The following is a 10,857-nucleotide window of genomic DNA, read 5'->3' as shown; positions in this document are numbered from 1 at the left end:
CGGATTGGGTATGAATCGTTATAACAGTGGGTTTATTGCACTTTCTGTTATCTGTCGCTGATCAACGATGGCCGCTATTTTGTCGCGAGCGTACTTACTAAAACGTACCTACTAAGCACGCAGAATCGCGATCCCCAATGCTTCGAACGGCGTGGTCAGCACCTCCGGTGTGTTCCGCTCGACGACGATCGTGCTGGCCGCCGACACGTCCGCGATCTTGTACGCCGACGCCGCATTGAGTTTTTCCGCCGACGCCAGCACCACGGTTTCCGCCGCATGTTCCGCGAGCGCGCGCTTCACGTAGGCCTCCTCCATATCGCCGGTGCTCAGGCCCGCTTGCGGATGCACGCCCGTGACGCCCATGAAGTAGAAGTCAGCGCGAATGTGGCTGAGCGATTCGATAGCTGCCGCGCCCACGTTGACCATTGAATGCCGGAACAGACGCCCGCCGATCATGATCACCTCAAGCTCGGCGTGCTCAGCCAGTTCGACGGCGATGCTCGGGCTGTGCGTGACGATCGTCGCCCGCAAGTCGCGCGGCAAGTGACGCGCCAGTTGCACGGCCGTCGTGCCGCCGTCGATGAACGCAATCTGCCCACGCGCGATCATGCCCGCCGCCGCCCGGCCGATCGCCGCTTTCGACGCCGATTCGATGCGCTCGCGCCCGGCAAAATCCACCGCTGCCGGCGACGCCGGCAAGGCGCCGCCATGCACGCGCTGAAGCTGCCCCTCGGCGGCGAGCTCGCGCAGATCGCGGCGGATGGTGTCCTCCGAGACGTCGAACTCGACGCTCAAGGTCCTGGCGATCACCTGCCCGTCACGCTTGAGCGCGTCAAGGATCAACTGTTTTCTTTGCGATGTGAGCACGGTGGTCATCCCGGAAGCATTTTGACTAACTGCACGAAATTTCTTGTTTTTGCACGATATTGCACGATACCATAAATTGCATGCGGTGCAGACCGCGTTTCCCAATGGAACAGGATGCGAGCCATGAACGAAATCGCCGGGCGGGTGCGGATCGTCGACGTGAAAGTGCTATCGGACGACTGGTACGTGCTGAAAAAAACCACCTTCGACTACCAACGCGCGGACGGCCGTTGGCAGCGCCAGAGCCGCGAAACCTACGATCGCGGCAACGGCGCGACGCTGTTGCTATACGATCCGCGCCGCCGCACGGTGGTGCTGACGCGGCAATTCCGCCTGCCGGCGTTCGTCAACGGTCATCACGGCATGCTGATCGAGGCGCCGGCGGGTCTGCTGGAAGCAGCCTCGCCCGAAGAACGGATTCGCGCCGAAGTCGAAGAGGAAACCGGCTACCGCGTGCATGAAGTGCGCAAGGTGTTCGAAGCCTTCATGAGCCCGGGTTCGGTGACAGAAAAGCTGCACTTTTTCGTCGCTGAATATGATGCGGTGGCGAAAGTCGGCGCGGGCGGCGGCATTGCCGACGAGGGCGAAGATATCGAGGTGCTGGAGCTACCGGTGAACGAAGCGCTGGCGATGGTCGAGCGCGGCGAGATCGTCGACGGGAAGACAATCATGTTGTTGCAGTACGCAAAGTTGAATCTGTTCTGCGCGTAAGCGTTGCCTCGCCACAAGCCGCGGCATTTCAGACTAATCCCACGCGACTTTGGGAAAGGGACGATATGTCGACGAACGTCAAAAAAATATCCTTATGGGTCCTTTTAAAGCCTACCTGCCTCCCGGTCATTGCGAGGCAGGTCTTTGAACGGGCAAACCATTTCCGTCAGTATATTTTTTACTTCGTCAGCTTCATAAAGCCGGCGAATGATTTGAGGTTTAAGTGGATTCTCTTAATTCAGCGAACAGATTCATGGGTGGCTTCTTTTTCGGCGCCCTGATCGCTGCAGTCGTAATGGTATTGCTGTGCAATGCTGGTGATTTTTCGCCGTTTATCGCGAAACTGCATGCTTTGGAACAGGTCATCCTCACCGTGCTCATTTCGCTCGTTATCGTCGATGCAAAACCATTGGCTTATAAGACCGTCTGGCGTGAACGCCGCTGCAGTTTCGTACTCGATGAAGATCTAACCGCGACTATTCGCGGTAGAACGTTCGGCATTCCCGCCGGCGTGGCAGTCGGGATTCTGATTCAGAACTACGTGATGAATTGATCTCCCGTCGTACGGGAAGCGATATCCATCGCGCCAGGGCTCAGCAGTCATCATTCAGCCCACCACCGGCGAGCCCTGCCATCTCCTAGAACTTATGCCGTATCGCCGCGCGCACCACGACCTGCTTCGACGTCGATGACGGCGACTGCGTGCCGGGCGTGAAGGCGTCGTCCAGAATCGAATAGGTGGGGTCGCCGGTCACCTGCTGGTATTCGCCCTGAATGTACACATCGGTGCGTTTAGACAGGTTGTAGTCCGCCATCAGGCCGAACGAATGAATCTTCGGCTTCACGCCGCCGCTCGTGGCGTCGTAGGTTTCCATCGTGTAGACGTACTGCGCGCCGACGAACAGCACTGGCGAAATCTGATACTTGCCGTTCACCTCGAAGTTCTGATACTTCAGCGAGTTCAACAGCACACCCGGCGGCACGAGCGGCGTCACGCCGAGATAGCCGTTGCCGGTCGGATCCAGATAGTTCGAGTTGGTGTACACGAAGCCCGCCGTGGCCGGGCCGAAGGTATAAGTGATCCCGCCGCCGAACACGCGCATGCGGGCGGCGATGAAACTGGCGTCGTTCGCGGTGATCGCGCCGTTTGAGCCGTTGCCGGGATTGTCGGCCTGCAGATAGGCCGCGGCAACCAGCAGTCCGCCATAGGTGTACTGGCCGCCGAAACTGTAGGCGCGATTGTTGGCGAAGCCGGTGTCGTTGCTGAAGCTGTAGACGCCGCCGAACTGGAAGCCCGAGATCGACGGGCTGGTGTACTTGACGCTGTTGTCGAGACGGAACGAGTTATCGGTGTTGTCGTTATCGTACGGGTGCGAGAACAGGGAACCGGCCCAGTTGCCGTTGGCCGTGGTCTGTGCCAGATAGTCCACCACCGAGTCGTACTGGCGGCCGAACGTCAAGGTGCCGTATGGCTCCGAGCTCAGGCCGACGAACGCCTGGCGGCCGAACATCCGGCCGCCCTGGTTGAGCCGGCCGGAGCTGACGTCGAAGCCGTTTTCAAGCTGGAAGATCGCCTTCAGGCCGCCGCCCAGTTCCTCGGCGCCCTTCAAACCCCAGCGGCTGCCTTGCGCATAGCCGCTCGCGAGTTCATAGACATGGCCGCGGCCGACATTGTTGGTGTAGTTGATGCCTTCATCGAGCACGCCGTACAGCGTCACGCTCGTCTGGGCAAAAGCAGGCAGGGAGAAAATCGCTAACGAAGTGGCGGACAAAGCAGTGGAGACAGCCAGCGCGAACACTTGCTTGTTCATGAAGATCTCCCTGAGCTCGAGTAATGGGACAACTCGATCCGACCGCTTTCTTATTGACGCTTCTCGAGGCGTTTAGCGACCCCGACGCGCTTTGAAGAAATCCTCACACGCCGTTACGTCGCCGTCCATCAGGTGTCGCGCGCATATCTCAAAACGTTGCGAAATCTCCACTGCGTGGGGCAGCCCCTTTTTTCGCAACGCTTATTCAGGTAAACGGCGCCGCGCCGTCGGGACTTAAGCTGGGTGTCGCATTAGGCGCGTCGGCCTTGCGGGTTTCGCAGCAGTTTTGTCATGGAAGGAAATATAATCGAAAGCTTTTGCGGCGCTGCAGCGGAACTCTGCGCCCTCAAATGGGTCATTTTTACTGGCCTCTGCAGCCGCGCCTGGCATGGCCGGTTCAAGCGGCGACACGGATGACCGCCCCGCGGGTCGCGCATCCATCAGTCCGCCGCCCGCCGCAACACCTAATCCAATTTCAAAAGCTTTGTGAGACGCCTGCTGCGCTGAACTAGCGCGCCGTCGCACGGGGCTGCTTTTGGCACTACACAATGCAAAAGTCGCAATCCCGCTTGATCGAGCTCGATTTTTTCCGCGGGCTGGTCCTCCTGATCATCGTCGTCGATCACATCGGCGGCAGCATTCTGTCGCGCGTCACGCTGCACGCCTACGCACTGTGCGATGCCGCTGAAGTCTTCGTGTTCCTCGGCGGCTTCGCCACCGCGACGGCCTACGCAGCGCTCGCCGAACGGCGTAACGAGGCGACCGCGCGCAGCCGCTTCCTGCGCCGCTCGCTCGAAATCTATCGCGCCTTCCTCATCACGGCCGGCCTGATGCTGCTGGTCAGCGCGGTGCTGACCGCGTTCAGCATCGACGGCCCAAATCTCGCCACCACGGATCTCGACGATCTGATGGATACCCCCGTGGCCGCCCTGCGCGACATCCTGCTGTTCCGCCGTCAGCCGTACCTCGCTTCCGTGCTGCCGATGTACGCGTTCTTCGCGCTGCTGGTGCCGATGATCCTGCCGCTCGCGCGCAGCAAGCCGTGGCTGCTGCTGGCCGGCAGCGTTGCGCTGTGGGCAGGCGCACCGGCGATCGACGCCTACCTGCCCGCCGCGCCGGACATGCACTGGGACTTCAACCCGTTTGCCTGGCAGTTTCTGTTCGTGCTCGGCGTGTTGGCACGTTGCCAGCCGGTTTATCAGCGGATCAGCGCACACCGGCTCGGCTGGCTGGTCAGCGTGCTGGCGTTCGCCGTGGTCGCCGCCGCGGCCTACTACAAACTCTTTATCGAACGCGAGCCGCTTGACGCCAGCTTCAAGCAAAATCTCTCCTATCTGCGCGCGATCAATTTTCTGGCGATTGCCTGGCTCGTCGCCAACCTGATCCAGCTCGGCTGGGCAAGGAAGCTCGCTCAATGGATGCCGTGGGTCGGCATGATCGGGCGTAAAGGGTTGCTGTGCTTTATCGCAGGCGCCGTGATTTCGCTGGTCGTCGATTCGGTGCTGTATGCGGCGACTGACGGCTATCTGAACTATCCCCTCGGGCTGATAGCGGATGCATGTGCAGTCGGTGCGCTGTTCGCCGTTGCGAGAGCATCTGAGCCGCTCAAGCGCTTCGCGACGCACCTCTGGAGCTTGCGTCTCAGAACGTCGCCCTGAGCGGGCGGCGTGCGCATGCACGCACGAGCTTTTGCTGTATTGCCGCCTGCTGCTTCCCGCTTGCGTGCCTGACGAACTGCCGCCGCGACGCTTGCCAATTTTTCACTGCCGATCCTGATAGCATGACGGCCGCGCGCGACCTGCGCGGCGGCCTCTTACTCTGACATGCGTCTATTCCTACATTCCGCGCTCCTGGCGCTATGCACCACTGTCGGCGCGTCGGCGAGCGCCAGCACCGTCATCAGCCGAAGCTTCCATTCCGAAGCGCTCGGCCGCGACTGGACATACACCATCTATCTGCCCGCCGGCTATCGTCACGACGCCGCACGCATTCCCGTGCTCTACCTCCTGCACGGCAACAATGGCGACGCCAACGACTGGCTCACGCAAGGCCATTTGCAAACCACCGCCGACGCACTGATCGAGCACAAGGAGATGCCACCGGTCGCGATCGTCATGCCGCAGGGCGGCACGGACTGGTATGTCGATCGCAAGGAGAAGATGGAGACGGCGTTCTTCAGCGATCTGCTGCCTGAGATCGAAACGCGCTACGCGGTCGCGACGCAGCGAAGCGGGCGGATGATCGGCGGCGTTTCAATGGGCGGTTTCGGCGCGTTGCGCTACGCCATGACCCAACCCGAGCACTTTTGCGGTGCGCTCCTGCTAAGCCCCGCGATCTACGCAAACGAGCCGCCGCTTGCTTCGGCGGCGCGCCGCGTTGGCGTGTTCGGCGACCGGCAGTTCGATCCGCACGTCTGGCATGCGCTCAACTATCCGGCGCAATGGGAACGCTACATGAGCCAACCGTATCGCCTGCCGATGTTCATCGCCGCCGGCGACGACGACCTGGCGATCCAGGCCGATGCGTCATCGCTTTACACGCATCTTCGGCTGGCGGGGAATCCGGCGGCGCTGCGCATCATCGACGGCGGCCACACCTGGGATGTCTGGAGCGCGCTGCTGCCTGCCGCGCTGAAATACACGCTGGCCTGCGTCAAACAATCGGCGCGCGATCAGGACAAGTAATCAGGAAAAATAAGCCGGCAAATCAGCAATCCTGATTGCGCCGGCAATGTGCGTGCAACAAGTGCGTGCAACTATTGCACGAGGTCGGTCCACAGCACCACCAGAACGGTCATAAGCGCGGGCCCGATGAAAAGGCCGAGCAAACCGAACGTCTCCGCCCCGCCGAGAATGCCGAATAGCACGAGCAGGAAAGGCAATCGCGTCGAGTTGCCGATCAGCACCGGCCGCACGAAATGTTCGGCGACGAACACTACAACCGAGCCGAACACCGCAAGCCCGATGGCCCCGGCCACCGAGCCTTGCGAGAACAGCCACAGGGCCGCGAGGCCGAACGTGAGCGGCGCGCAAAACGGTAGCATCGCGGCAATCGCCGTGACGAGCGCGAGCAGCGCGACGTGCGGTAAGCCGGTCACGAAATAGGCGACGCCCATCAGCACGCCCTCGCCGAGCCCGACCACCACCAGCCCCGACACCGTGCCGCGTACTGCCGCGGCCATGCGCGCGAGCAACTGCGCGCCGTCCTCGCCGAAGCCGCGCCGCACGCCCTTCATCAGCGAGCCGGACAGACGCGGCCCCGCCTGAAAGATCACGAACAGCGTGACCAGCATGAACGCGAACACCATCACGCCGTGCGCCGCGCGCGCGCCGAAGTGGCGGCCTAGCGTCATCACCGTGGTGCTGTGCAGCCCCTTCATTGCCGCCGAATCGCGCAGCGGCTGGGCGAGATTGGCCTGCCACCAGGCTGAGATCTGTTGCACGCCGTACGGCAAGCGTTGGATGACGTCCGGCATCGGAATACCGTTTTCCTGCGCGGCCTTGAACCACTCATTCATGTCATGGGCTTCGCGCAGCGCCTGGGCAATGCCGATACCCACTGGCAGGACCACCAGCAATGCGATCGCAAGGGTTAGCGCCGCGGCGATCAGCGTCGTACGGCCGGCAAGCCAGCGGCAGCCTTCCGCCTTTTGCAAAAGCGGCCACAGCGCGATCGCAATGACGCCGGCCCAGGCCGCCACCGCAATGAAATCGCGCACGACCCACAGCGCCAGCAACACGAGTGCGATATACAGGACGAGTGAAGCCGCTTTCTGCTTTTTCAGGCAATCAGGCGGTGTCGGCGATTCGGGTGGCGCTACGGGGGGGCGTGAAATCATGTGGGCTCTTGAGTTCTTGTGGATATGCGCGCGTGCCGACCAGAAAAATCCAAACCCGCTACACTTGCGTCGCACGGTTGCTCATCGATAACCACATCTTAAAGGAAGCACCGGCGCCCTTCGCAGGCCGCATGCTCGTCGCACTGCGTACAACACTGCGTTGCAAAAATCCACGCTATCGCAAATTCACCGCGCATATCGCCCGCAAAGCCCCGCCGTTTCGGGTAAGCGCGAATGTCAAGTTTCATTGTTGCTATTTGGGGAACAGTGTTTCAACCGCGGCACAATGGCTATCCGCCGCGCGCGGGACTACATTCGGCACACCACAATACGGAGCCGACGATGATGACCTTAGAGTCCATCCCCCTTGACGGAACCAATGGCGTACGCATCGAAATTCTCGAGCGCTCCGACACCACGCTGGTGATCCGCTGGGTCGAACCGGGGCGCTGTCATTACGGCGAGCAGCGTTGGCGGCGGCGCTCGGCGCATACGTCGGGAACGTGCGCGGTGACACGCCGCAAGATTCGCCGCGGCGACGCGGTGTTCAAACCGGCTGAACGGCCGGCGCCTTCGAATGCTTCTGCAATGATTTGTGCTGAAGTGTTGGGCGAACTGGTTGAAGCCTGAAGTTTTTCTGCCTTTGCCTCGACGACATGTGGCTGACGTGAGCTTACGGGCGCTGCCGTCGTAGGCCCCCTTCGAAATTTATTGGCGCAGGCTCACCGTCGCGCTATCTGCTTTTTCAGCCGCTCTCCAACACGCCCGGTGCCGCTCGTCAACTCACTGCCTGTATGTCATAACGGCTGCTGCGAAAGGCCGCTGGCATTGGCCGGCAGCCACTCTGCAGTCCCGCCCCCAAAAGCCCGATTGCGGCCCCGGGCCACGTGCGTTAAGGTGACCCTCGATGCGCCAGGCCACCACGCCTGTCAGACGCGCAGCGTTAAATGAATGCCCCGCATCCCATTCGAACGCGCCGCAGCCGTCTCGCGGCAAACGAGAGGCGACACCATGGCAGAAGACACGCACGAACCCCGCGCCGCAGCGGTTTCTCCCGCCCCGCTAGTTGCACCGCAACAATTCTCTCTGGACGTCCTGCTCGAGAAATACGCCAAAGGCGACGAGCAATCGGCTGACGACGTATTCAAACGCGTCGCCCGCGGCGTCGCTCAGGCGGAACCGGAAGCCCTGCGCGAGTCGGTGGAAGCGCTCTTTGCCGACAATCTGCGGCACGGCGCGCTCGGCGCCGGGCGCATCATGAGCGCAGCGGGCACGGGCATCGCCGCCACGCTCATCAACTGCTTCGTGCAACCGGTCGGCGACGCGATTCAGGGGGTCGACGAACAGGGCCTGCCCGGCATCTACGTGGCGCTGCTGCAAGCCGCCGAGACGATGCGCCGCGGCGGCGGGGTTGGCTACAACTTCTCCGCGATCCGGCCCAAGGGCGCCCGCGTTCATACCACCAGTTCGTCGGCGTCCGGACCGTGCAGTTATATGGACGTGTTCGACGCCTCGTGCCGGACCGTGGAAAGCGCCGGCTCGCGGCGCGGTGCGCAAATGGCCGTGCTCGACTGCAATCACCCCGATCTGATCGAGTTCATCGAGGCGAAGCATTCGAAAGGCCGCTGGAACAACTTCAACGTGTCGGTGGGCGTCACCGACGAATTCATGCGCGCTGTCGAAGAAGATCAGCCCTGGCCCCTCGTGCACCGTGCCGAGCCTTCGCCTGCGCTGCGCGCGGCAGGCGATGTGCGGCAACGCGAGGACGGCCTGTGGGTCTATAGCGAACGGCCGGCACGCGAGATCTGGGACCGCGTCATGCGCTCCACGTACGACGTCGCCGAGCCCGGCATCGTATTCATCTCGCGCATGAACGAGGACAACAATCTACGGACCGTCGAAACCATCCGCGCCACCAATCCGTGCGGTGAACAACCGCTGCCGGCCTACGGTTGCTGCAACCTCGGACCGTTGAACCTCACGCGTTTCGTGGTCGATCCGTTCGCGCAAATGAAAGGCCGCAAGCCTTCGTTCGACTGGGACGGTCTCGCCAAACGCACTCGCATCCAGGTGCGCTTTCTCGACGACGTGCTCGACGTCACGCTATGGCCGCTGCAACAGCAATATGACGAGTCGCGCGCCAAGCGGCGCATCGGCGTGGGCTTCACCGGCTTGGGCGATACGCTGGTGATGCTCGGCCTGCGCTACAACTCGCAGGAAGGCCGCGACTTCGCGGTGCGCATCGCCCAGTTGATGCGCGACGAGGCCTATCGGGCGTCGGTGGAACTGGCGCGCGAACGTGGCGCGTTCGAGTTGTTCGACGCCGCACGCTATCTGGAAGCAGGCACCTTCGCCTCGCGCCTACCCGATGACATCAAGGACGCGATACGCCAGGACGGCATCCGTAACAGCCATTTGCTATCGATCGCGCCGACGGGCACCGTCAGTCTCGCATTCGCGGACAACGCCTCGAACGGCATCGAGCCGGCCTTCTCGTGGACCTACACGCGCATGAAGGTGATGGCCGACGGGGGCCGCGAGTCGTTCGATGTCGAAGACTACGCATATCGCCTTTATCGCGAGCTCGGCGGCGACGTGAAAAGCCTGCCGGACTACTTCGTCAGCGCACTCGAAATGTCGGCGCGCGACCACCTCGACATGATGGCCGCGGTGCAGCCGTACGTGGACACGTCAATCTCAAAGACGGTGAACGTGCCGGCGGATTATCCGTTCGAAGCGTTCGAAAGCCTCTACTTCGACGCGTGGAAAAACGGCCTCAAAGGCCTCGCCACCTACCGCCCGAATGAAACGCTCGGCGCGGTGCTGAGCGTCAGCCCTCCGCCGCAGGCAGACGATACGCTGGCCGAGACCGATCAGGATCCGCTGCGGATCGCTATCGATCACCGGCCCAAGGGTGAATTGCCGGCGATCATCGAAAAGGTCGAGTACCTGACACAAGCCGGCAAGAAGTCGCTTTACGTGGCGGTGTCGTTCATCGAAGTGACGGGACGGCTGGGCGGTGAAGAAGTCACGATCGAACGCCCCATCGAATTCTTCATTCCGACCGGGCAGCGCGACGAATCGCAGCAATGGATCACGGCGACGATGCGTTCGCTGTCGCTCGCGGCACGCGGGGGTTTTGTCGCGCGCAACCTGCAGGATATGCGCAAGGTGTCATGGGATCGTGGGCAGGTGCGGCTCGGCGAGGTGCAACGTCTCGACGGTCACCGCACGCCGCGCTGGCATGACTCCGAAGTGGCGGCGCTCGCCTTTGCAATCCAGCAGATTCTGCATCGTCGCGGCTTTCTCGATGCCGAAGGCAATCAGGTGCCGTCGCGCATGCTGGCGCGTTTGCCGCGCGGGCAGATGAAGGCCGAGACTGCGTTACCGGCGGATTTCGGCATCCGTCCGCCGCCAGGCGAGGCTAACGAAGCCGCCTTGCTGCAACCCGGCGGTATGCAAGGCTTGCATACCATGCTCGGTCGAAAATGCGGTTCGTGTGGAGCGAATGCGGTGATTCGCAAGGATGGCTGCGACTTCTGTACCGCGTGTGGTGAAGTCGGCGCGTGCGGGTGAATGACAGCTCGCCGCTACGCAGACGCGGCCGCCGATATCGGACGGCCGCGCCAA

General features: G+C 62.1%; 9 protein-coding genes. 6 read left to right on the top strand and 3 right to left on the bottom strand.

All coding sequences use genetic code 11. The annotated features are described in order from the left end of the window. Window positions 1–111: 111 nt before the first annotated feature. The gene (locus M0D68_RS20650) at window positions 112–867 is read right to left on the bottom strand and encodes a DeoR/GlpR family DNA-binding transcription regulator (RefSeq protein ID WP_266225340.1); all 756 of its coding nucleotides are present in this window, start codon (window positions 865–867) and stop codon (window positions 112–114) included. Window positions 868–990: 123 nt separating this feature from the next. Here M0D68_RS20650 and M0D68_RS20645 point away from each other — a divergent pair, with 123 nt between their 5' ends. Next, window positions 991–1,578, top strand: coding sequence for an NUDIX domain-containing protein (locus tag M0D68_RS20645; protein ID WP_266225181.1), 588 nt, complete (start codon window positions 991–993; stop codon window positions 1,576–1,578). A gap of 253 nt (window positions 1,579–1,831) precedes the next feature. Further along, on the top strand, window positions 1,832–2,131 hold the full coding sequence (locus tag M0D68_RS20640) for a hypothetical protein (protein ID WP_234486661.1): 300 nt from the start codon (window positions 1,832–1,834) through the stop codon (window positions 2,129–2,131). Window positions 2,132–2,216: 85 nt separating this feature from the next. Here the strand turns inward: M0D68_RS20640 and M0D68_RS20635 are convergent, their stop codons facing one another. Continuing rightward, window positions 2,217–3,389: a porin gene (locus M0D68_RS20635; protein WP_200619212.1), complete on the bottom strand. Its 1,173-nt coding sequence runs from the start codon at window positions 3,387–3,389 to the stop codon at window positions 2,217–2,219. A gap of 548 nt (window positions 3,390–3,937) precedes the next feature. Here M0D68_RS20635 and M0D68_RS20630 point away from each other — a divergent pair. Beyond that, a complete protein-coding gene (locus M0D68_RS20630; protein ID WP_211703760.1) occupies window positions 3,938–5,047 on the top strand; it encodes an OpgC domain-containing protein in 1,110 nt (369 codons plus the stop codon). A 165-nt stretch (window positions 5,048–5,212) separates the two neighbouring features. Beyond that, window positions 5,213–6,073: an esterase family protein gene (locus M0D68_RS20625; RefSeq protein ID WP_266225180.1), complete on the top strand. Its 861-nt coding sequence runs from the start codon at window positions 5,213–5,215 to the stop codon at window positions 6,071–6,073. A gap of 71 nt (window positions 6,074–6,144) precedes the next feature. On the opposite strand, the gene M0D68_RS20620 is transcribed toward M0D68_RS20625, so the two are convergent. Then, window positions 6,145–7,227: an AI-2E family transporter gene (locus M0D68_RS20620; RefSeq protein ID WP_093638538.1), complete on the bottom strand. Its 1,083-nt coding sequence runs from the start codon at window positions 7,225–7,227 to the stop codon at window positions 6,145–6,147. 345 nt (window positions 7,228–7,572) lie between these two features. Between M0D68_RS20620 and M0D68_RS20615 the strand changes: the two genes are divergently transcribed. Together M0D68_RS20615 and M0D68_RS20610 are read left to right on the top strand one after the other, a co-directional pair. After that, a complete protein-coding gene (locus tag M0D68_RS20615) occupies window positions 7,573–7,857 on the top strand; it encodes a DUF3331 domain-containing protein (protein ID WP_028197253.1) in 285 nt (94 codons plus the stop codon). Window positions 7,858–8,238: 381 nt separating this feature from the next. After that, entirely contained in the window at window positions 8,239–10,803 is a 2,565-nt protein-coding gene (locus tag M0D68_RS20610) for an adenosylcobalamin-dependent ribonucleoside-diphosphate reductase (RefSeq protein ID WP_266225179.1), read from the top strand. Window positions 10,804–10,857: the final 54 nt, after the last annotated feature.

Source organism: Paraburkholderia sp. SEWSISQ10-3 4, assembly GCF_030464785.1.
GTDB classification, from domain to species: Bacteria; Pseudomonadota; Gammaproteobacteria; order Burkholderiales; family Burkholderiaceae; genus Paraburkholderia; species Paraburkholderia aspalathi.
Note: the sequence above shows the minus strand (reverse complement) of the source record. Positions and strands in the feature narration are given on the sequence as shown.

Excerpts from the sequence above, each read along its gene's own strand:
- M0D68_RS20645 (WP_266225181.1), top strand. The coding sequence starts at position 991 with ATGAACGAAATCGCCGGGCGGGTGCGGATCGTCGACGTGAAAGTGCTA.
- M0D68_RS20640 (WP_234486661.1), top strand. The coding sequence starts at position 1,832 with ATGGGTGGCTTCTTTTTCGGCGCCCTGATCGCTGCAGTCGTAATGGTA.
- M0D68_RS20635 (WP_200619212.1), bottom strand. The coding sequence starts at position 3,389 with ATGAACAAGCAAGTGTTCGCGCTGGCTGTCTCCACTGCTTTGTCCGCC.
- M0D68_RS20630 (WP_211703760.1), top strand. The coding sequence starts at position 3,938 with ATGCAAAAGTCGCAATCCCGCTTGATCGAGCTCGATTTTTTCCGCGGG.
- M0D68_RS20625 (WP_266225180.1), top strand. The coding sequence starts at position 5,213 with ATGCGTCTATTCCTACATTCCGCGCTCCTGGCGCTATGCACCACTGTC.
- M0D68_RS20620 (WP_093638538.1), bottom strand. The coding sequence starts at position 7,227 with ATGATTTCACGCCCCCCCGTAGCGCCACCCGAATCGCCGACACCGCCT.
- M0D68_RS20615 (WP_028197253.1), top strand. The coding sequence starts at position 7,573 with ATGACCTTAGAGTCCATCCCCCTTGACGGAACCAATGGCGTACGCATC.
- M0D68_RS20610 (WP_266225179.1), top strand. The coding sequence starts at position 8,239 with ATGGCAGAAGACACGCACGAACCCCGCGCCGCAGCGGTTTCTCCCGCC.